This window comes from Streptomyces iconiensis (genome assembly GCF_028657195.3).
In the GTDB taxonomy this organism is placed as follows: Bacteria; Actinomycetota; Actinomycetes; order Streptomycetales; family Streptomycetaceae; genus Streptomyces; species Streptomyces iconiensis.
In genome coordinates this window covers 132,474-154,938 of sequence record NZ_JANCPR020000007.1, presented here as the reverse complement: position 1 = coordinate 154,938, position 22,465 = coordinate 132,474, and the positions used below count along the sequence as shown (strand labels likewise).

The window sequence follows — 22,465 nt, the reverse complement described above, 5'->3', positions numbered from 1 at the left end:
CGACCGTTACTTTGCGGCTCGGGCCCGAGACAAGAGGCCGGCGCCGGCCCCGGGCGTCATTCACGGACTGCCGGTACGTCGTAGTTGAGCGCGCGGTTCCCCGCGCCCCTGGCGGGGCCGGCCACGGCGCCGCTCAGGGGTCAGGGGTCTGCGCGCTCGCCGGGGCCGTCGTGGTCTCGGGGGTGGTGCGGCGCCGCAGCCAGGGCCTTGCCACTCGCAGCCACAGGGTCACCAGTAGTGCCGCTGCCGCCGCGAACGGCAGCACAGCGCCGAGCGCCACCGCCACCCAGAGCAGCATCGTCAGGAACGCGTTCCAGCCGCCCGCCAGCGCGTCCGTGAACCCCGGGTCGTCCCCGTCGGTCTCCCCCGCTGGTTTCTCGGACAGGGAGAGTGTGATGGTGGCGAAGTCCGTACGGTCCTTCAGGGACGCCCGCCGGGACAGCAGGGACTCCAAGTCGGCCTGACGAGAGCTGAGTTCGCCCTCCAGTTTCACCACGTCGCCCAGTTTGGTGGCGTCATCCATCAGTTCACGGATCCGGGCCACGCTGGCCCGCTGCGTCTTGATGCGGCTCTCCACATCGACGGCCTGTTCGGTGACGTCCTTCGCCTTTGTGTCGCGGTCCACGAGCCGGCCGGTGCCCTCCAGGTCGTCGAGGACCTTCTCGTACTTCCCGACGGGGACACGCAGCACGACGCGAGTACGTTCGCGGCCCTTCTCGTTCCGGGTGGTGGTCTCCTTGCCGATGTAGCCGTCGGCGGCCTCGACGGTGCCCCGGGTCCTGTCCAGGGCCTTCGGGACATCCTTGACCTGCACGGTCAGTGAGGCGGTACGGATGACATGGCTCGCGGTGAGCCGAGGCGCAGAGGCCCCCTTGGACTTGCCGCCCGTCCCGCCGGGAGCGCCGTCCTCCACATCCGCCTTCGCTTCCGCCTTGGAACCGCCTCGGGACGCGCTGCCGTCCGTGTCCTGCGTGCCGGTGCAGCCGGTGAGCAGGAGGGCCGGTACCAGCAGAACGCCGGCCAGGGCGACGTGGACGCGTAATGCGGAACGGTGAACGCGCATTGGGTCCGCCTCTCTGGGGTCGTCGGGAGTCGGGGATGACGTCCCTTTGACGACGGGAAGGCCGCGGAGGACGGCACGGAACGGTCCCAAAGAGATCACGGTCAGAGGTCGGCCGAACCGGGACAGAGCCCGCGCGGCGTCGCACCCTCCAACTGACCCCCGGGACACCCCAACTGGCCACAGTGACCCGCCCGTTGCGTCCCGCGCGGTGCGGGAGCGAACTCAGGTAGGTACTCCGGTCACCTGGCCACAGCCCGGCAGTAGTCCGCGTCGGAGGCGAGGAGGGTTCGGTGGGTGCCCTCGGCGGTGACGGTGCCTTCGTCCAGGACGAGGACGCGGTCGGCGGTGTCCAGGAGGGGTGGGCTGCTGGTGAGTACGAGGGTGGTGCGGCCTCGGCGCAGTTCGGCGATGTTGCGTGCGATGAGTTGTTCGGTGACGGCGTCCACGGCCGTTGTCGGGTCGTGGAGGACGAGTACGTCGGAGTCGGCGGCGAGGGCGCGGGCGAGGGACAGGCGTTGGCGCTGGCCGCCGGAGAGGTTCGCGCCGCGGTCGCGCACGGCATAGTCGAGGCCCTCCCTGTGCAGGGCCACCACGTCGGTCAGCAGGGACGCCTCGACGGCGGCTGCGACCGTCCTGCTGGTGCCCGACGGGTCGATGTTGGTACGGAGGGTGCCGGCGAAGATCTCCCCGTCGTAGGGGTTCACGAGCAGATGTTCGCGGACCGACTCGATGGACAGGTCGGCGATCTCCTGCCCGCTGAGCCGCACGACGCCCTCGTACGCGGCGGGCGGGACGTTCACGGCGAGGACCGACGCGAGGTCGGCCGCCACCCGTGGCTGGTAGGCGGCGATCGCCACGAATCCGCCGGCGGGCACCGTGAACTTCAGCTTGCGCAGCGACCCGTACCGGACGTGGTCGACTTCGAGGCCGCCACCGGGGGCCGGGCGCCCGGTGCCCGGTGTCGTCACGGGCGGCGCGGCCAGCACCAGCGCCATCCGCTCGGCCGAGGCCCGCGCGACCATCACGTACTTGGGCATCTCCGAGAACTGCTTGAGCGGTTCCATGATGAACTGCGCGAGCCCTACGGCCATGACGAGTTCACCGATGGTGATCCCGCCGCCGAAGGCCAGCCAGCCCGCGGTCAGGGTCACCGCTGCGGCCAGGACCGCGTTGAGCGCCAGCGCGGTGCCCGCGTACACGCCGCTCACCCTGGCGACGGTGACCGCCTGGCGCCTCGCCACCGTGCTGACCTCGCGGTAGGAGCGGAACGCCGCGTGGTTGCCGCCGAAGCCGTGCAGCGGGCGCAGGCCGGTGATGAGGTCGGCGACCTTCGCGCCGGCGCGTGCCACCCGGGCCTGCTGTTCGCGGGTGCTCGCGCCTATCCGCTTGGACATGACGCTCAGGACGGACAGGATCACGACGGTGCCGAAGATCACCAGCAGGCCGAGCCTGACATCGGCCAGGCCCAGCGCGACGGCCGCGACCAGCACCGCGACCAGCGAACTGATCAGCAGCGGCACCACCTCGATGATGTCGGCCGTCTGGTCGGCGTCCTCGGTGGCGATGGTCAGCACCTCGCCGGACTTCAGGTCGACGTCCCTGGCCACCGGCTGGAGTCCACAGGCCGCGACCCGCACCCGCCAGCGGTGTGCCTCCGTCGTGTTGGCCTTCTGCAGGACGCGCATCCCGAAGCGCCACGACAGCGAAACGGTGGTGATGATCACCGCCAGCGCCGCGACCGACAGCCCGAGCGCGCCCAGGCTGCGGTCCCGCATCGTATGGTCGACGATCAGTCCGAGCGCGATGGGGAAGGCGGTCTCCCCCGCCTGATACAGGCCCATGAGGACGGTGCCCCAGACCATCGCGCGAACGTTACGGCGCAGCGCGGTGCGCAGGATGCCTGGGCCCGACCGGGGGCTGTGGATTTCAGGAGTCGTCATCGCGTCTCAGGAGTCGTCATTCGGTTTCAGGAGTCGTCATCGGGTCTCAGGGATCGTCATTCGGTTTCAGGAGTTGTCGTCGGTCTCAGGAGTCGTCATCGAGGTGGCGGGCAATCGCTTCCGGGGTTCGCAGGGTGAACAGGTCCCGGATCGTGACCACAGGACCGTACTCGCGCCGCAGCAGCCCGATCAGGCGTACGGCCAGCATGGAGTGCCCTCCGAGTGACACGAAGTCGCTCACCGCGCTCACCTCGTCGTCGTCCAGATCCAGTGCCTCGGCGAAGAACTCGCAGACCACGGTCTCGGTTCCGCTGCGCGGGCCGCGCTCAGCCGCCGTGGTCAGCGCGCCCAGCGGCTTGGCTTCCGGCAGCGCCTTGGTGTCGGCCTTCCCGTTCACCGTCAGCGGGATGCTGTCGACCTGGGCGTAGTGCGTCGGGCGCAGGAAGTCCGGTAGCCCGGCGCCCACTTCGGCCGCCACCGACGCCAGGGTCACCGGGGGCGCGGAAGACGCCGGGGGCACCGGGGCTGTCAGGGTCACCGAGGCCGCCGGGGCTGCCGGGCCCGAGCCGCTGAGACCATCAGCGTCATCGGAGTCATCAGGGCCAACGGAGCCAACGGAGCCATCGAGGACAAGGTAGGCGGCGAGCCGGTACGCGCCGTCGACCTGGGGGTCGGGCTGGGCGACAGCGGCGGCGAACCGCACCGCCGGATGCGCGGCGAACGCGGCCTCGACCTCGCCGGGTTCGACCCGGTGGCCCCGGATCTTGACCTGCTGGTCGGTGCGGCCCAGATACGTCAGGTTCCCGTCGGGCCGCCGGGTCACCAGGTCCCCGGTGCGGTACATCCGCTCACCGGGTGCGCCGAACGGGCACGCGACGAAGCGGTGCGCGGTCTGCGCGTACTGCCCGAGATAGCCGCGTGCGATACCGATGCCCGCCACATACAGCTCGCCGGGAACGCCGTCAGGCACGGGCCGCAGCCACGGGTCCAGCACATAGGTGTCGGTGTTGTCGATGGCCACCCCCACCACCGGGTCCTCGCATTCGAAGGTGCCGACGCCAAGGGTGTTGATGGTGTATTCGGTGGGCCCGTACAGGTTGTAGCCGACCGTGCCCTCGGTCTCCGCCAGCCGCCGCCACAGCGCCGGGGTGACGGCCTCACCGCCCAGCAGCACCAGTGGGGGTCGCCGTGCCGGGTCGTCGAGCAGGCCCTCGGCCACCAGTTGCTGCGCGTAGGTCGGGGTCACGTTGATGACGTCGATGCGGTGCTCCAGGCAGTATGCGACGAGGCGTGGCGCGTCACGGCGCAGCTCCTCGTTGCAGATGTGCACCTCGTGGCCGTCGGCGAGCCACAGCAGTTCCTCCCACGACATGTCGAACGCGAACGACACCGTGTGCGCGATCCGGAAGACGCGGTGGCCGTGCTCGGCCAGCACCGGCTCGAAGATCCTGCGCTGGTGGTTGATCAGCATGTTGGTGAGCCCCGCGTACTCGGTCACCACGCCCTTGGGCTTCCCCGTCGACCCGGATGTGTAGATCGTGTACGCGGGGTGCCGCAGGCGGTCCGGGTCGTCGGGCGCGAACGTCACGAACGGCTCGGCCTCGGGCAACGGGCGGTCCAGTTCGATCAGTTCGCCGGTCAGCCGGGGTGACACGGTGCTCTCTGTGAGGATCACGTCGGGGCACGCGTCGGCGACGATCGCGGCGATCCGCTCGTCCGGGTGGTCCAGCTCCAGCGGTACGTAGGCCGCCCCGACGCGCAGTACGGCGAACAGCGCCACGATCGAATCGAGGGAGCGCGGGATCGCGAGCCCCACGGTCGCGCCGGGGCCGATGCCCCGCAGGGCGAGGACACCCGCAACCGCGCGGCTGCGGTCGCGGAGTTCGGCGAAGGTCAGGGTCACGCCGTGTGCCACGAGCGCGACCCGCGACGGGTCACGGTCGGCCGCCTGGTCGAAGCGGTCGACGACGGTGTCCGTGCCGATGTCCGTACGTCCGGCCGGCTCGGGCCGCGGTCCCGGCCCCACCAGTGCACCCACAGGTCCGTTCGAGGCGGCCAGGTCCTGCAGCACCCGCAGGTAGTCGTCGAGGAGACGACGGGCTTCGCCGGGGTCGCCTTCGCGGTGCTCCAGCTTGACCGTGATCCGGTCGCCGGGGGTGACGACCCAGGTGAACGGATAGTGCGTGGAGTCGTCGGCCCGTACCGAGGTGATGCCGTGCCGGGAGTTCATCCCGGCGAACGCGTCCATGTCGAGGAAGTTCTGGAGCACGAAGAGGTTGTCGAACAGGGTGTCGTGCCCGCTGGCGCGCTGGATCTCGCCGAGCCCCAGGTGCTCGTGCTCCATCGCCTCGACCCTGGCCGCCTGCACGGCCGACAGATACGCACCGACCGTGTCGTCGGGGCGTGCCCGCGTCCACATGGGCACGGTGTTGAGCAGCACACCGACGATGCCGGACAGGCCCTCGCCCTCGCGGCCCGAGACCGTCACCCCGAACACGGCGTCGCTCCGGCCCGTGTGCGCGCCGAGCAGCAGGCCGAACGCGCCGGTCAGCACCGAGTTCAGCGTGACGCCGTGCGCCCTGGCCGCTTCCCGCAGCAGCTCCGACTCTTCGGCGCTGAGCGTGTGCACGACCGTGTGCGGCAACACGTCCGTACGGGACGCGTCGTCCGCGGCCTCCGTATCCTCTGCTGCCCCCGTGTCCGCCGTGGCATCCGTGAGGTCCATGGGCGAACGGGCCGGTCCCGCGAGCAGCGTCGGCCCGGTGAGGCCGGTCAGGTGCTCGGCCCAGAAGCGTTCCGCTGCGGCTGCGTTCCTGGCGTGCTCGGCCGCGAGCTTCCGTGCGTGGTCCTCGAAGCTCGGGGTCGCGGGTGACGCTTCCCGCAGCTCGCCCGCGACGGCGGCCTCGTAGGCGCCGAACAGGTCCCGCAGCAGGATCTCGCGGGACCAGCCGTCCCACAGCAGCAGGTGGTAGCTGAGCAGCAGCCCGTCACAGCCGTCCGGCAGCCGCAGCACGGTCAGCCGGATCAACGGCGGCTCGTCGGGGTCGAACCCCCTGCCGCGGTCCTCGGCGCACAGGGCCTCTGCTTCGGCCTCCGCTTCGGCTTCCGCCGCGAGTTCGACCGTACGGACGCCGACGCTGCGGCCCGCCTGGAGGATCTGGACCGGGTTTCCTTCGTCGTCGGTGCCGAAGCCGGCGCCGACGCCCGGGTGCCGTGCGATCACGTACGCCATCGCCTCGGCCAGCGCCTCGGTGTCCAGGCGCCGGTCGAAGGTGAAGTAGCTCTGCGCGACGTACTGCGAGCTTCCCCGGCCGCCAGGACCCGCCAGCTGGGCCTGGAAGTACAGGCCACGCTGGAGCGGGGTGACGGGTGCCGTGCGCTCGGCCGTCACCGAGGCTTCCGCGATGGCTTCCAGCGCGCCGCGCCAGTGCTCGGTGATCTCGTCGGGAACCTCTTCGGCGAGGGTGAAGTCCGCGTGCAGACAGCCGGTCGCCGCGTCGGTCCACGCGTTGACCTCGACGGCGTACGGGCCGGCCTGGTCGCCGCCGGTCAGGCGCAGTGCCTGGGACTCGCCGCCCCGGCCCAGGTAGTTGAACAGCACCTGCGGGTGGGCGGTCAGAAGCGGGGCCGTCTGCGGGTCGAGGTACCGGAGCCGGCCGTAGCCGACGTGCCCACGCTCGTCCGGCTGGCGTGCGGCGACCTCGCGTGCGGCGGCGACGGGGTCCGTGTGCGCCGTGAGCCGTACGGGCGCGATGGCGGTGAACCAGCCGACCGTGCGCGTGTAGTCGTGGCCTTCGAGTACGGGGACCCGGCCGTGCCGCTCCAGCTCGATCGCGAGGTCGGTTGGCGACGGCTGGATCAGGGTCAGCGCGGTACGCAGCGCCCCGCACAGCAACTCTGTGAGCCCGACACCGAGTGCGGCGGGCGCTGTACGTGTCACGCGATCGCTCGCCCCGGGCGCGAGCACCACGGTGGTCTCGCGCGGCGCCCCGGCTGCCGGCGACAGGGCCGGTGGGGCCGGTGGGGCCGGTGGGGCCGGTGTCCGGAGGGTGGGCAGCAGCGCGGGGGCCTGGAGCGTGGTGATCCAGTGGCCGAGGTCGTCGAGCGGGTGTGTGGACTGCGAGGCGAGCGCTTCGGCGTACTCGGCGTAGGGGGTGGTCGCCGGTGCCAGGGGCTCCCCGCGCAGGGCAGCGGCCAGGTCGTCGAGAAGGATCAGCCAGGACACCGCGTCGACGGCGATGTGGTGCGCGGTGACCACCAGCGTCCTGCTCGCCGCCAGCCACGAGAAGGCGACGACGTTCCCCGCCTCGGGGTCGAGCCGTCCGGCGGCCTCGTCGGCCGCCGCCGTCGCGTCGGACGTGTCCGTGCCCACGACGGTGACCTCGCGGACGGGTTCGGTGCGCAGCGCCCATACGCCGTGTTCGACGCACAGCCGCAGCCGGAGGGCCGGGTGCGCGGCCACGACGGCGTGCGCGGCGCGCTCGGCATCGGCGAGCCCGGCGCCTTCGGGCGCCACCACCTTCCTGGCCTGCGCGAACCGGGCGAGGGACGCACCCAGTTCACGCTGGCGCAGCATGATCGGCGTCGGTGCCAGCGGACCGTCCTCGCGGCGAACCGGTGCGGAAGCGGGTGCCTGCGCGGACACCTGTCCGCGAGACTGCGCGGATGCCTGCACGGGTGCCTGTCCGCGAGCCTGCGCGGACTTCGCGGGCTGGGACAGGTGGGGGCCCAGGTGTGCGGCGAGCGCGCGCGGCGTCTTGCACAGGAACACGTCCCGTGGCGCGATCGGCAGCGCGAGCGCCCTGGCCCGGTTGACCACGGTGATGGCGACGATGCTGTCGCCTCCGGCGCGGAAGAAGTCCGTGTCGGCGTCCACGGCGGAACCCGGCAGTGCCTCGGCGAAGATACCGACCAGCATGCGGAGTACGGCGTCTGTCCGTTCCTCAAGAGGTGCCGCCTCCTCCTCAAGAACCTCAAGAGGCGCCGCCCCGGCAGCGTCTTCGCCCGCGCGTACACCGTGGCCGGTCGCGCCCTTCCCCGCGCCCGTTCCTGGCGCACTCACCCGCGCTGCCAGTGCCCGCCGGTCCAGCTTGCCGTTGACCGTCAGCGGCAGCGCTGCCACCGGCAGCACCCGCCCCGGCACCATGTGCGCGGGCAGCTTCGCGGACAGCGGCCCGGTGACATCGACGCCATCAACACCATCGACGGCGTCGACCGCATCGCTTGGCGCCGCGCACACGACGTGCGCGACGAGATGGTCGCCGCTGTCCGCCACCGTGACGGCAGCGTCGGTCACCCCATCGAGTTCCCTGATCGCGGACTCCACCTCGCCCAGCTCGATACGGAAGCCCTTGAGCTGCACCTGGTCGTCGGCGCGGCCTGCGAACTCCAGCTCGCCGTCGAGCGTGCGGCGGGCGAGGTCGCCCGTGTGGTACATGCGGGAGCCGTCGTTCGCGAAGGGGTTCGCCACGAACCGGCTCGCGGTGAGGCACGTCCTGCCCAGGTAGCCGAGCGACACCTGGTCGCCGGCGACGTAGATGGCGCCCACCCGGCCGGGCGGCACCGGCCGCAGCCGGTCGTCGAGCAGGTAGGTTTCCAGGCCGGGGACCGCGCCGCCGAGCGGGCCGGGGATCGGGCCTCCGGGTGGGCCGGTCACCTCCCCCCGGTCGAAGTCGCCGTCGGTCAGCACCCGGTGGGTGACGTGGACGGTGGTCTCGGTGATGCCGTACATGTTGACCAGCTCGGGCGAAGCCGTGCCATGTCTGCCGACCCAGCCGCGCAGCCGCCCGAGGTCCAGCGCCTCGCCGCCGAAGATGACCAGGCGCAGTGCCGTCACCGGCTCGTCGGCGTGCCGGTCGGCCTCGGTGAACTGGTAGAAGGCCGACGGGGTCTGGTTGAGCACGGTCACAGCGCGCTCGCGGACCAGCCGGTGGAAGTCGACCGGGGAACGGGTCAGTCCGTACTCCGGCACCAGCAGTTCACCACCGTGCACCAGAGCCCCCCACAGCTCCCAGACCGCGAAGTCGAAGGAGAAGGAGTGGAACTGGACCCACACGTCATGCGGGCCGAAGTCCATCGCCGGCCGGGTGTTCGCGAGCAGCGTCACCACGCTGGAGTGCGGGACGACGACGCCCTTTGGCCGGCCGGTCGAGCCCGAGGTGTAGATCACGTACGCGGGGTCATGCCAACCGGCCCTGGCCCCTGGCCCCGTGGTGGCGGCCCCGGGCCCCGTGGTGGCGGCTCCGGGCCCCGTGGTGGCGGCTCCGGGCACGGTGTCGGTGACCCCCGACCCCATGGGGGTGGCGGTGGCCGTCGGAAGTTCCTCGCCCAGTACGAGCACGCGTGCCGGCACACCCGCGCGGGCCAGCAGCCCGGCGCAGCGGTCGTGCTGCTCACGGTCCACGAGGAGGACCTGCGGAGCGGCGTCGGCGAGGAGGTACTCCAGCCGTTCGTCCGGGTACGCCAGGTCGAGCGGTACGTAGGCGCCGCCCGCGGTGACGACGGCGAGCAGGGCGACGACCTGCTCCAGAGAGCGCGGCACGGCGACGGCGACCCGTCGCCCGGGGCCGACACCGGCCGCGCGCAGTGTGGAGGCCAACTCGTCCTTGGCGAGCGCCAGTTCGCCGTAGGTCAGGGAGCGGGTGCCGCCGTCGAGGGCGCACTGGGTGACGGCGGTGGCTGCCGGGTCGCGGCGCGCGGCGGCGTCGAAGAGTTCGTGCAGGGTCGTCGGGGTGATCGGCGCGGGCAGCGGGTCGGCCCCGGGCGCCGGCTCGGCGCCCAGCGTGTCGACCGGCGCTTCCGGCCGGGTGAGCAGGCCGGTCAGCGTCCGCGAGAACGTACCGAGGATCGCCTGGGCGCCCGGCTCGCGCAGCAGTTCGCCGTCGTAGATCAGGTTGAAGCGCGGGCGCCGGTCGCCGGTGCGCTCCACCACCAGCGTCAACGGGTAGTGGGGGGCGCCCTCGTTCACGATGTCGGTGATGACGAGTGTGTCGTCGGGCCTCCGCAGTGCTTCGACATCGGTGGCGACGTCGAACACCACCAGGGTGTCGAACAGGGTGCCGGCGCCGGCCTGGCGGCCGATCCGCGCGAGCGAGACATGCTGGTGGTCCAGGACAGCGCTCTGGTGTTCCCGGACCGAAGCGAGCAGTTCACCCGCCGTGGTGGTGTCCGACCAGCGGGCGCGTACGGGGATCGTGTTGATGAACAGGCCGACCATTTCCCCCAGGGCCCCGAAGCCCCCGACGGCCCCCATGCCCGGCATGCCCGCGTCGCGCCCGGACACCGTGGAGCCGAACACCACGTCCCTGTCGTGCAGGACTCCGCCCAGCGTCACCGCCCAGGCGCTGTGCACGGCCACGCTCAGGGGAACACCGGCCGACCTGGCCGCCCCCTCGATGTCCTCGTCCGGCTCCACCGCGCTGTCGGCGAACCGGTCGGACGGGGGGTGCCCCTCGGCGACCAACGAGGGCCCCGGCAGCCCCGCAAGCTGTTCGCACCACACCTGATCGCTCTCGTCGTCGTCCCGTTCGGCGAGCCGGCGTACGTGGTCGGGGAAGCCGCCCAGCGGGTACAGGCTGCCCGGCGCGTGGTATTCGGCCAGCAGCGCGCGGAGCATGTGCGGTACCGACCAGCCGTCCGCGACGAGGTGGTGGACGGTCTGCACCAGTACGTGCCGGGCCGAGCCGGTGCGTATCAGCGTGTACCGCATCAGGGGCCCCGTGGCCAGGTCGAACCCGGCGCGGCGGTCCCGCTCGGCGTGCTCCCGTATCCCCTCATCGGTGATGCCGGGCTCGTCCAGCGTGGTGAAGGGTGCCTCCGTACCGGATTCCAGGACGGAGACCACCCGGCCGTCGGCGAGGGCGACGAACCGCGCGGCCAGGTTCGGGTACAGCGTGAACAGCCGGGTGGCCGCAGCGGCGAGCCGGTCGGCGTCCACCTCGCCCTCCAGCGTGAGGAGTTGCTGCTCGACGTAGGCGCCGGCCGAGTCGCCGTCGAAGACCGAGTGGAAGTACAGGCCCTCCTGCAACGGGGTCAGCGGCAGGATGTCCCGCAGCGCGGGACCGTCCAGTTCGTCGACGTCGGCCTGGGTGAGGGGCACGGGCGCGAAGTCGCCGGGAGAGTGGCCGCCCTCGTCGAGCGCGGCGAGCCCGGTCAGGGCGGTACGGAAGTAGTCGCCGAGCGTGGCGATGTCCTCGTCGGTGAACATCCCCTCGGGCCAGGAGAGGGTGGTGACCAGTTCGTACTCACCGCTCGCCGCAGGCTCGGCGATCGCGTTGAACTCCAGGGCGCGGGGCAGCCGCATCCCCGGGTCCCGCCTCTCACCCAACTGCCCTGTCGGGCCCGCGAGTTGCCAGTCGCCTGCCGCGCCGGCCTCGAAGCGGCCCAGGTAGTTGAAGAGCACCTGCGGTGCGGGCACGTCGCAGCCGGTTTCGGTGAGGTAGCGCAGGGCGCCGTAGGACAGGCCGTTGCCCGGCACGCGGGCCAGGTCGTCCTTGACCGCCTTGAGCGCGGCGGCCAGATACGCGGGTGAGGTGCCGCACTCTCCCGGGGAGCCGTCCCCCAGGCCCCCCGGACCCCCGCCGTCGCCAGGCGTACCGGGGTCCACGGTCACCGGGCACAGGGTGGTGAACCAGCCCACGGTGCGCGAGAGATCGGGCTCGAAGCCGGCGGCGTCCGCGACGAACCGCGCCTCGCGGCCGTGCCCTTCCAGCTCGATGTACGCGAACGTCTGGTCCTGGCCGAGGTCGCGGCGCCACCGGGCGAGGGTGACGGCGAGCGCGGTCACCAGCACGTCGTTGACGCCCGCGTGGAAAGCCGCGGGCACCTCGCCCAGCAGCGCGGCCGTGACCTCGGGGTCAACCGCTACGGTCAGCGTCCGCTCCCGCGCGACGGTGTCGGTCGGGGCGGGCGCGCGCCTGCCCACCGGCTGGTCGGCCCCCGGCAGGAGCTGCTGGAAGTAGCCGCGGTCCGTCTCGAACCCGGCCCGCTCCAGCAGCTGTGTCCAGCGCCGGAACGACGTACCCACCGGGGGCAGTTCGACCGGCGCACCCGAGGCGAACTGGCCCCACGCCGTGGCCAGGTCCTCGCGCAGGATCCGCCAGGACACACCGTCGACGACCACGTGGTGGACGACAACGACCAGTTGCCGCGCGGCACGGCGCCACACGGCGCGCAGCATCACGCCGCCCGCAGGGTCGAGCCCGTCGGTGGCGAGCGAGACGCACGCGTCGAGCGGCAGATCGCTCTCCTGCCACCCCGCGAAGAACTGGTGCGACCCGGCCCCTGACCGGTGCGACCCGGCGCCGGACGGGTCCGCCTCAGCGCCGGGCCCGTGCCGCTCGGCCGACGCCCGGTCCGCTTCCGGGATCTCGAAGCTCCAGTGCTCGCCGCGCACCAGCTTGGCGCGCAGCATGTCGTGCCGCCTGACCAGGGCGGCGAGGATCTCGTCGAGCGCTTCAGGGGTCAGCTCTGCCGGGGTGTTCAGCACCACCGACTGCACGAAGCCGTCGATCGCGTCGGTGGTCTCGCCGAGCCACCGCACGATGGGCGACCCCACGACGGCACCGGTCGCGGTGTCGCCGTGGTCCACGGTGCCGGTGTCCTCGCGGCTCGCCACCGCCGCCAGGGCGCCCACGACGCTGTGGGTGAAGATCTGCCGCGCCGTGACATGGAGCCCCGCCTCGCGCAGCGCGCTCAGCAGCGAGATCGCCAGGATGCTGTCCCCGCCGAGCTGGAAGAAGTCCTGGTCGACACCGACCTGTTCGAGCCCCAGCAGCGCCGCGACCGCCGCACAGACAGCGCGCTCGTTCCCGGTGGACGGCGGGACGCCCTGGCCCGACCCTGTCGGGGGCTCCGGCAGCGCGCCCCGGTCGAGCTTGCCGTTCTCGGTGAGCGGGAACTCCCTCATCACGACGATGTGCGCCGGCACCATGTACGCGACCATGTGCGCGGTGGCCCACGACGTGACCTCCTCGGCGCGCAGGTCCTCGCTCCCCGCGGCGGGTATCACGTACCCCACCAGGTAGGTGCCGCCGGCCGTGTTCTTCTTCGCGACGACGCAGGTGTGCCGTACCCCGGGGTGCTCGGCGAGCCCGGCCTCGACGTCCTCGATCTCCAGCCGCATGCCGCGGATCTTGATCTGGTTGTCGGCCCTGCCGAGGAACTCCAGGGACCCGTCGGGACCGAACCGTGCGAGGTCACCGGTCCTGTACAGCCGGGACCCGTCACCGGCGAACGGGTTCGCCACGAACCGGGACGCCGTCAGGCCGGGAGCGTTGACGTATCCGCGCCCCAACAGCAGCCCGCCCGCGTACAGTTCACCGCCGACGCCGACCGGTACCGGGCGCAGCTCCTCGTCCAGTACGTACAGCTGGGTGTTCGGGTTGGCCTTGCCGATCGACGTGGACAGGCGTTCGGCGGCGCCCCGGTAGATGACGTGGGAGACGCCGATCGTCGTTTCGGCCGGGCCATAGCCGTGGTACATGGGGATGTCGAGCCGGGTGCGGAACCTTTCGTACAGCTCGGGGGTCAGCACCTCGCCGCCGCACCACACGTGCCGCAGGCTGTCGAGGCGGCCGGAGTCGCCCGCGATCTCCAGCAGCACGTCCAGCATGGACGACACCAGGTAGGTGAAGGTGACGCGCTGCTCGGCGATCACGCTCAGCAGGTGGTGCGGGTCGCGTTCGCCGCCGGGCCGCAGCACCACCAGCCTGCCGCCCGACACCAGCGGCAGGAAGATCTCGTTGATGGAGATGTCGAAGGACAGCGGCGCCTTGAACAGCGAGGCGTCGTCGTGGCCGAAGCCCAGGATCTCGTTGACCTGCCACAGCAGGCGCTCGCTGATCGCCTTGTGCCGGATCATCGCGCCCTTGGGACGCCCGGTCGATCCCGATGTGAAGATCACGTACGCCAGCGACTCACCGTCGACGGTGACCCCGGTCCCCTGCTCGGGACAGGAGCCGAAGCGCCAGTCGCCGAGGTCCACGGCGACGGCCTCCGGTTCGCCTGAGGCATGCTCGCCCGAGTCGTTGAGCTGGAGCACGACACCGGCGTCCTCGATGACGACGGCACGGCGCGCGGCCGGCCACTGCGGATCGAGCGGCACGAAGGCGCACCCCGCCTGGAGGACGCCGAGCAGCCCGATCACCATGTCGGCCGAGCGTTCCAGGGAGATGCCGACGACCTGTTCGCCCGCGAGCCCCCGTTCGAGCAGGTGATGGGCCAACTGGCTGGAGCGCGCCGCCGCCTGACGGTAGGTCAGTTCCCGGTGCCCGTCGACGACGGCGACGGCGTCCGGCCTGGACCGCGCCTGCTCGCGGAACATCTCCACAAGGCTCGGGCGCTCCCGGTCGGCGTGGGTGTCGTTCCACCCGGCCAGGTCCCGGAGCCTCGCCGCCACGCTGGAGGGGCCGATGGTGCCCAGGGGCCGGTCTGGGAAGTCGGCCAGGTCGTCCAGTGCGAGCCGCGCTTCGGCCGGTACGACGCCTTCGGGGAGCACGATGCTCTGGCCGTCCTGGCCGTCCTGGCCGTCCTGGCCGACCTGCCAACCGCCGGGCGCGGTACCGCCGTTGTCGATCCATCCGCAGAGGTCGGCGAACAGGGTGTCAGGGGTGAGGTCGATGCCGTCGGGGCTCCGGCCCGTCGCCCAGTACGCGAGCCCGACGGCGCAGGCTTCCACGAGGGTCCGGTCCTCGTAGCCCGCGTGACCTGCCCGGTCCGCGTGACCCGAACTGGCCGCGTGATCCGCGTGGTTCACGCGCTCCGCCTGATCCGCGTGGCCGCCGATACGCCGCCGCATGCTGTCCAGTTGGGCGGAGGAAAGTGGTGCGAGACGAGCGTTCGGTTCCGTCTGCGAATCCGTCATCGAAAGCAGCGCCCCTTCCAGGCATAAAAGTTAGCCTAACCTAACCAAGGCTCCCCTAACTACCCTCTCGCCAAGCCCGCCACAGCCGTGCGTACCTGCCGCCCAGGGCCACCAACTCCCCGTGTGTCCCCTGCTCCACCACACGCCCCGCGTCCAGCACGGCTATCCGGTCGGCCGCCATCGCCTGCGTCAGCCGGTGTGCCACGAACAGCGTGGTACGGCCGGCGCACGCGGCCAGCACGGCCCGCTCCAGCTCGGCCGCGCCCTCGCTGCCCGCCTCGGCCGTCGACTCGTCGAGCACCACCACCGGAGCCGCGCGCAACACCAGCCTGGCCAGGGCGACATGAGCGACCTTGGTGACGTCCAGGCGCTCACCGCCCTCGCCGACCACGGTGTTCAGTCCCTCGGGCAGCGCGTCGACCCAGCCGTCGGCGCCGACCGTGCGCAACGCGTCCCGCAGTTCGGCCTCGGTCGCCTCCGGCGCCGCGAGCCGCAGGTCCTCGGCGAGCGGGCCGGAGAACACGTACGTCTCCTGCGTCAGGATGTTGACCAGTGCCCGCGCCGCGGCCTCGTCCAGACCGGCGAGGTCGTGCGGACCGATACGCACCGAACCCGCCTGCGGCGTCCCGATGCCCGCGATCAGCGCGGCCAGGGTCGATTTGCCCGCGCCGGTCGCGCCGACCAGGGCGAGCGAACCGCCCGCAGGGATCGTCAGATCGACGTCCCGCAGCACCGGCTCCTCGGTGTCGGGGTAACGGAACGTCAGCCCCTCAACCGTCACCCCGTACGGCCCGGCCTCCGGTGAGGCGACGGAGGGGTCGCCCACCAACCTGTCCTCGGCCGGCTCCCCCAGCACCCCGACGAGCCGGGTCAGGCTCGCACCCGACTTCTGCGCCTCGTCGAAGGTGAACATGATGGCGCCGAGCGGAGTGAACAGCCGGTGGAACATCAGCGGCGCCGCCGACACCTCGCCGAGGCTTGCCGCGCCGGCCTCCAGCAGGGCGTATCCCACCAGGAGGATCAGCACGAGCCCGATGAACTCGGCACGGTTCTCCCGGCCGACGAAGCGGCCGAAGAACCGGAACACCTCGATGCCGAAGTCACGCACCCGCCACGACTCGTGGGTGACCTTCTCGCGGACGGCCTCCTCAAGGCGGTAGGCGCGTACCGTACCGATTCCGTCCAGACCGCTGATCAGCGCCTGCGCACGATCGGCCTGGGCCACCCGCTGCTTACGGTAGAGCGGGGCCGACCGCGGCAGGTACCAGCGCAGTGCCAGCGCATACGCGGGCAGCGCACCGGCCCCTGCCAGGCCGAGCCGCCAGTCCAGACCGAACATCCCGATCGTGGCGATGGCGACCAGCACTCCCGCCGAGAACACCGTGGGGACGGCCGTCCGTATGCCCTTGGACAGCACGGCCACGTCGTCACCGACCCGGGAGAGCACATCTCCCCTGCCGACCTGCTCGATCCGCGCACTGGGCATCCCCAGCACAGCCCGGACAGCGCGTTCCCGCAGCCGCGCGAGCAGTTCGGCGCCCAGCCGCCCGATCAGATACGTCGACATCGCGGTGCCCACGGCGCCCAGCAGAGCGGCGGCCACCATCAGCACCCCGACCGTGACCAGGACCGAACGCGGCTCACCCCCGACCACCCCGTCGACCACCCGGCCGAGCAGCAGCACAGGGAACACCTGGAGCGCGGCGCCGGCCACCGTGGTGAGCACGGTGGCCGCCGTCAGCCCCGGCACCTCGCGGCAGTGGGCCGAGACCCACCGAGTGGCCTCACGTCCGGACGCCATGCCCAGGATCGCCGGCGCTGGGCGGGTTCCGGCGGTGCTCACCCGCGTACCAGGGGGCGCAGGGAGCTGGGCACGTCGAACGCCATGCTCAGTCGACCGACTTGACGAGTTCGTCGATCGCGTACGGCAAGGACAGCAGGGTGCTCTGGGACATGGCGGCACCGACCGCGGGTCCCTCGCTGTCCAGCAGGTACGACACGTTCCCCTTCTTGGCCACCGACAGGTTGGCGAACAGCTTGAACTTCTTCAACGACTCCTGGTCCGCCTTGTCGTTGACGACGAAGACGCGGTCGACGTCGACCAAGTCGACGCGCTCGGGGGACAGTTCGGTGGAGAACTTGCCGCCGGCGACCTTGTCGATCTTCTTCTCGCCCTTGAAGCCGATGCCCGTCACCAGCCGCCCGCGCACGTCGGTGGTGGTGAACGGCGCGACCGAGTCCTTGTACCAGGACAGTACGACGGCGGTCTGCTTCGCGAACTCCGGGTGCTCCTCGCGCGCCGCGGCGAGCTTGCCGTCGATACCCTTCACCAGCTTGGCGCCCTCGTCCTCCTTGCCGAGCGCCTTGGCGATGTGGCGGGCGTTGTCCTGCCACGGAGCGCTGAACGGCTCCTTCTCGGCCTTGGTACGGCCCACCGTCGGGGCGATCTTGGAGAGCTTGTCGTAGGCGGCCTTGTCGATCTCGGAGTAGACCGCGACGATCAAGTCGGGGCGCAGCGCTGCGATCTTTTCGTAGTTGGGGGCCGAGTCGCCGTTCTTCATGATGACTTCGGGGCGGGTCTTGCCCCACTTGTCCTTCACCCAGGGCCACTGGGTGTTGATGTCGGGGCTCTTGCCCGCCGGGTTCGGATACTGGTCGACCATGCCGACCGGCTTGGTTCCGAGCGCCAGAAGGGCCTGGTCGTCGGTGTAGCCGACGGAGACGACCCGCTGGGGCGCCTTGGTGACCTTCGTGGAACCGAACGCGTGGTCCACGGTCACCGGGAACTCGCCACCGGCGGCGGCCGGCGCTTCGTCGCTCGGCTTGTCCGCCGAGTCGGAACCGCACCCCGCGAGGAGGCCGGCGCCGAGGACCGCGGCGGACAGAGTCGCCGCCAACCGACGCCAGGACTTCGTGAGCGTCGTTCGATGGAGGTGCATCCGGGTTCCCTTGCTATCGAGTTGTCCGCTGCGCCCTGTCTCAGGGCAGCCAAACCCTACCCGGCCCACTTAGGCAAGCCTAGCCTAATTTGCATATTCTTCGGCTGGAACCGTGCCGGACCGCTCAGAGTGCTCGGAGTGCCCGAACTGCTCGGACTGCCCGGGCTGTTCGGACTGCCCGGCCTGGACATGGGTACGGCCGATCGGCACGATCAGCGGCCGGTCGCCCACCGGGTCCTCGATCACTGTGGCGCGCAGCCCGAACGCCTCGTCCAGCAACCCGGCGGTGATCACGTCGCGCGGATGCCCCTGCGCCAGGATCGACCCCTCCCGCATCACGATGAGGTGGTCGCTGTACCGCGTGGCCAGATTGAGGTCGTGCAGCACCATCACCACGGTGCAGCCCGACTCGTGCAGGTCGTCCACCAGGTCGAGAACGTCGATCGCGTGCGCCAGGTCGAGGTAGGTGGTCGGCTCGTCGAGCAGCAGCAGATCCGTGCCCTGAGCCAGCGTCATCGAGATCCAGACGCGCTGGCGCTGCCCGCCGGAGAGCGAGTCGACCGGGCGGTCGGCCAGTTCGGACACCCCGGTCATCGCCAGCGCACGCTCCACCACACCGGCGTCGTCCGAGGACCACTGCCGCAGCCAGCTCTGATGCGGATGGCGCCCCCTGGCCACCAGGTCGGAGACCGTCAGCCCTTCCGGCGCGACCGGTGCCTGCGGGAGCAGGCCCAACTTCTTCGCCACGTCCCGCGTCTTGAGCCTGGCGACGTCCTCGCCGTCCAGCACCACCGTTCCCTTGGCGGGCTTGAGCAGCCGGGTCAGGGTCCGCAACAGGGTCGATTTCCCGCACCCGTTGGGCCCGATGATGGTGGTGATCACGCCCGGCGGGATCGCCACGTCCAGCCCGTCGATGACGGCCCGGCTGCCGTACCCGACCGTGACACCCCTGGCGGCCAGCCGTGATCCGCCGTGGGACGTGTGGGCCCCGTACTCGTTCCCGGTGACGTACTCAGCGCTCACAAGCCCCCCTTGATTTAGGTATGGCTAACCTTTTCTACCATCTACCTGAGATTGGCCCGTACGAGCAGATACACAAGGAAGGGTCCGCCGATCGCCGCGGTGACCACGCCCACCGGCAACGTGATCGGCAGGCCCGCGCGCGCGACCAGGTCGGCCCCGGTCAGCAGCAGCGCTCCCACCAGCCCCGAGGCCACCATCGGCGGCGTCGGGTACCGCGCCAGGCGCAACGCCACCTGTGGCGCCACCAGCGCGACGAACGGGACAGGCCCGGCCGCGCTCACCGCCACGGCGGCCAACAGGACGGCGCACAGCAGCAGAACGGCCCGCACCCTGGTGTACCGGACGCCCAGTCCCGCGGCGACCTCGTCGCCGAGGTGCATCGGCTTGAACTGGAAGGCGACGCAGGCCACCACGACCAGGAGCGCGAGCGTGCACCACAGCGCCACCCGTATCGCGCCCCACGACCGGTCGTCCAGCGAGCCGACCAGCCATGTCTGGGCCCTGGCCACGTCCTTGATGTCGGCCGAGACCAGCAGCCAGGTCGTGATCGCCTCCGCCATCGCGCTCGCCGAGATGCCGATGAGGATGAGGCGGAAGCCGTCGATCCCGCGCCGCCACGCCAGGAAGTACACCAGCAGTCCCGTGCCGAGACCGCCGGCGAGTGCGGCGGCCGACATGCCGACGGAGCTGACGACCGCCGCCGAGGCTCCGCCCGACACCGTCAGCAGGAACACCGAGACCGCGCCCGCGCCTCCGGTGATCCCCAGGATGTCCGGACTGGCCAGCGGATTGCGCGCGATGGACTGCGTGATCGCGCCCGACACACCCAGCGCGATCCCCACGACGAGCCCGGCCAGCGCACGCGGCATGCGCAAGTCCATGATCACGAACTCGTCGACCTGCTCGCCCTTGCCCAGGAGCGTGGCGATCACCCGGGACATCCCGATGGGGAAGTCCCCGACGCCGATGGACAGACAGAACACCAGGAAGGTCGCCACCGCCAGCAGCAGCGTGACGCACGCGACCCAGGGCCTCCATACGAACGACATCCGGCCGAGCCGCACGCCCGGCGCCACCGACGCCTTCACCTCTGTGCCGTTCATGCGCTCCTGAACTTTCCTCGCCACACCAGGATCGCGAAGAACGGGGCGCCGAGGAGGGCGACCACCACACCCGCGTCCAACTCACCCGGCCGCACCACCAGCCGCCCCACGATGTCGCAGACCAGCAGGACGACGGCTCCGAGCAGACCCGCGTACGGCACCAGCCAGCGGTAGTCGGGCCCGGTCAGATAGCGGGCCACGTGGGCCACCATGAGCCCGAGAAACGCGATGGGGCCGCACGCCGCCGTCGCCGAACCGGCCAGCAGGGTGATGGCGACGATGCCGACGGTCCGGCTCAGCGCGAGGTTCACGCCCAGGCCCCTGGCCACGTCGTCGCCCAGGTTGAGCAGGTTGAGGGCGGGCAGCACGGTCGCCGCCAGCACCAGCCCGACCGCGATGAACACGGTCACCGGCCAGATGACGCCGAAACCGACACCGGCGACGGAGCCCGAGTTCCAGAACCGCAGCGCGTTCAGGGACTTCTGGTCCGAGAGCGAGACCGCCGTGGTCATCGCCGCGAGGAACACCGTGATCCCCTGCCCGGCCAACGCGAGCGTCAGCGGGTTGCCCGCTCCCCTGCCGATGCTCGCGAGACCGAACACGACCACACCGGCGACCGCCGCGCCCAGGAAGGCGAACCAGACGTACTGGAACGGGTTGGCGAAACCGAACAGGGCGATCACCGACACCACGGCGAACGACGCACCCGCGTTCACCCCCAACAGGCCGGTGTCCGCGATGGGGTTGCGCGTATACCCCTGGATCAGCGCCCCGCCGACGCCCAGCGCGATACCCGCCACGACCGCGAGCACCGTTCTGGGCACCCGCGCGGTCTGCACGATGAGCCGGATCTCGGTGAGCCCCTGGTCGGAGTCGGGAGGCCCGAACAGCGCGTGCCACACCTCGGGAGGGCTCAACGCGCGCGCGCCGACGGTGAGTGACACGGCGCCCACCACCACGAGGATCACCGCGAGCGTGCCCAGACCCACGGCCCGCCGCCGGCGGGTCTCTGTCGTCCCCCTGGGCGCGGGGCGCTCAACTGCAGTCGTGGACATGTCGACGTTACGTTATCTCTCCGAGCTGAGTGCCGAACCCGCGGCTAACGGGCGCTGCTGCCGATTCCGCCGGCGACCTGCCTGGCCTCGTAGGAAGCGCTCCCCGAGCCCCTGTTGAGCAGCGAGTCCAGGATCTCGCCGACCCGTACGGCGGTGTTGGACAGCAGGGACGACGTGATGCCGTGCGTGTGCTCCGTTCCACCCTGCACGTAGATGCCGCAGCGCAGCCCGGGGTCCGTCGCGACGCGGTAGTCCCGCTCGACGCGTACGCGGCCCTGGTCGTCGCGCAGGCAGTGTTCCGCGGCCTCGCCGAGGAGGCCGAGGGGGTCGGCGGGGCTGTAGCCGGTGGCGAACACCACGACATCCGCTTCCAGATCGGTCTCCTCGCCCGTGACGAGGGACCTCACGGTGGCATGCACCTTGTCCTGCGTCTCCTTGACCGAGGCGAGCCGCGAGACGTTGAGGAAGCGCAGCCGCTCGGAGCCGAGGACCTTCTCGCGGTACGTCTGCCGGTACAGGTCGTCGATCAAGTCGATGTCCACCACGGAGTAGTTGGTGTTGCCGTGGTAGTCCATCAACCGGTTCTTCACGTGCTCGGGCGCGGCGAAGTAGTCGTCGACCGCGTCGGGGTCGAAGATCCGGTTGGCGAAGCCGCTGTCGTCGGCCGGGCTGTAGCCGTAGCGGGAGAAGACCGCGCAGACCTCGGCACGCGGAAAGCGGCGGTGGAGATAGGCGACGTTCTCCGCCGCGCTCTGCCCCGCACCCACGACGACGAACCGCGAGGGCGAGGCGTCCTCCAGCCCGTCGATCTTCGCCAGCAGGTCGGAGGTGTGCCAGACCCGGTCGCCGCGCTCCACGCCGTCCGGCATGAGCGGGCGCAGTCCCGTGGCGACGACGAGGTTGCGGGCCCTGTGGACCGAGAGCCCCTCCCCCGATCTGACCGTCACGTCCATGTACGTCACGTCTCCGCCATGGAACACGGGCTCGACGCCGATGACTTCGTGGCCGTAGGAGACCATGTCGTCGACCTTGGCCGCCGCCCACTCGAAGTACTCATGGAACTCCACCCGCAGCGGGAAGAGGTTCTTGTGGTTGATGAAGTCGACCAGCCGCCCCTTGTCCTTGAGGTAGCAGAGGAAGCTGAACTCGCTGGCCGGGTTCCGGAGCGTCACCAGGTCCTTGAGGAAGGACACCTGCATGGTCGCGTCGTCGATCAGCATGCCGCGGTGCCAGCCGAAGCACGGCTGCTGCTCGAAGAAGTGAGCGGTGACCGGCTCCTCCCCGCCGAGGCGCGCGTTGTGCTCGCTCACCGCGATCGCCATGGCCGCGTTGGAGGGTCCGAAGCCGATGCCTATGAGGTCGTGGACGGGTGGGGTATCGCCAGGAAGAGCCTGTGACATGTCACTCCCATCGTGCGGGGAAGCCGGCTGTCAGACGGAGGGAACGCGGGCAGGGTGGGCACACCGAGCCGACGCCCCG

8 protein-coding genes and 1 pseudogene are annotated in these 22,465 nt (G+C 71.1%); all 9 read right to left on the bottom strand.

The annotated features are described in order from the left end of the window. Window positions 1-133: 133 nt before the first annotated feature. The 9 genes and pseudogenes from NMN56_RS09120 to NMN56_RS09080 all read right to left on the bottom strand — a co-directional run bounded on the left by NMN56_RS09120 (window position 134) and on the right by NMN56_RS09080 (window position 22,386). Window positions 134-1,063 (bottom strand): DUF4349 domain-containing protein, encoded by a 930-nt coding sequence (locus NMN56_RS09120; RefSeq protein WP_274042418.1) that lies wholly within the window; start codon window positions 1,061-1,063, stop codon window positions 134-136. 239 nt (window positions 1,064-1,302) lie between these two features. Continuing rightward, window positions 1,303-3,003, bottom strand: coding sequence for an ABC transporter ATP-binding protein (locus NMN56_RS09115; RefSeq protein ID WP_274042417.1), 1,701 nt, complete (start codon window positions 3,001-3,003; stop codon window positions 1,303-1,305). An 85-nt stretch (window positions 3,004-3,088) separates the two neighbouring features. Then, on the bottom strand, window positions 3,089-14,866 hold the full coding sequence (locus NMN56_RS09110; protein ID WP_274042416.1) for a non-ribosomal peptide synthetase: 11,778 nt from the start codon (window positions 14,864-14,866) through the stop codon (window positions 3,089-3,091). Window positions 14,867-14,921: 55 nt separating this feature from the next. Further along, on the bottom strand, window positions 14,922-16,667 hold the full coding sequence (locus NMN56_RS09105; protein ID WP_274042415.1) for an ABC transporter ATP-binding protein: 1,746 nt from the start codon (window positions 16,665-16,667) through the stop codon (window positions 14,922-14,924). An 88-nt stretch (window positions 16,668-16,755) separates the two neighbouring features. Further along, window positions 16,756-17,805 carry an iron-siderophore ABC transporter substrate-binding protein gene (locus NMN56_RS09100; protein ID WP_274042414.1) on the bottom strand — a complete coding sequence of 350 codons (1,050 nt, stop codon included), beginning with the start codon at window positions 17,803-17,805 and terminating at the stop codon, window positions 16,756-16,758. Between the two features lie 174 nt (window positions 17,806-17,979). Next, window positions 17,980-18,828: pseudogene (locus NMN56_RS09095) on the bottom strand (ABC transporter ATP-binding protein); the annotation flags it as partial. A 41-nt stretch (window positions 18,829-18,869) separates the two neighbouring features. After that, on the bottom strand, window positions 18,870-19,931 hold the full coding sequence (locus NMN56_RS09090; RefSeq protein ID WP_274042412.1) for a FecCD family ABC transporter permease: 1,062 nt from the start codon (window positions 19,929-19,931) through the stop codon (window positions 18,870-18,872). Then, window positions 19,928-20,986, bottom strand: a complete 1,059-nt coding sequence (locus NMN56_RS09085) for a FecCD family ABC transporter permease (RefSeq protein WP_274042411.1) — start codon at window positions 20,984-20,986, stop codon at window positions 19,928-19,930. Before NMN56_RS09085 ends, NMN56_RS09090 begins: the two co-directional genes overlap by 4 nt. Before the next feature lie 44 nt (window positions 20,987-21,030). Beyond that, window positions 21,031-22,386 (bottom strand): lysine N(6)-hydroxylase/L-ornithine N(5)-oxygenase family protein, encoded by a 1,356-nt coding sequence (locus NMN56_RS09080; protein ID WP_274042410.1) that lies wholly within the window; start codon window positions 22,384-22,386, stop codon window positions 21,031-21,033. Window positions 22,387-22,465 lie beyond the last annotated feature (79 nt).

Bases quoted from the DNA above. Each gene is read 5' to 3' on its own strand.
- NMN56_RS09105 (WP_274042415.1), bottom strand. From the start codon at position 16,667: ATGGCGTCCGGACGTGAGGCCACTCGGTGGGTCTCGGCCCACTGCCGC.
- NMN56_RS09110 (WP_274042416.1), bottom strand. From the start codon at position 14,866: ATGACGGATTCGCAGACGGAACCGAACGCTCGTCTCGCACCACTTTCC.
- NMN56_RS09085 (WP_274042411.1), bottom strand. From the start codon at position 20,986: ATGTCCACGACTGCAGTTGAGCGCCCCGCGCCCAGGGGGACGACAGAG.
- NMN56_RS09115 (WP_274042417.1), bottom strand. From the start codon at position 3,003: ATGACGACTCCTGAAATCCACAGCCCCCGGTCGGGCCCAGGCATCCTG.
- NMN56_RS09120 (WP_274042418.1), bottom strand. From the start codon at position 1,063: ATGCGCGTTCACCGTTCCGCATTACGCGTCCACGTCGCCCTGGCCGGC.
- NMN56_RS09090 (WP_274042412.1), bottom strand. From the start codon at position 19,931: ATGAACGGCACAGAGGTGAAGGCGTCGGTGGCGCCGGGCGTGCGGCTC.
- NMN56_RS09100 (WP_274042414.1), bottom strand. From the start codon at position 17,805: ATGCACCTCCATCGAACGACGCTCACGAAGTCCTGGCGTCGGTTGGCG.
- NMN56_RS09080 (WP_274042410.1), bottom strand. From the start codon at position 22,386: ATGTCACAGGCTCTTCCTGGCGATACCCCACCCGTCCACGACCTCATA.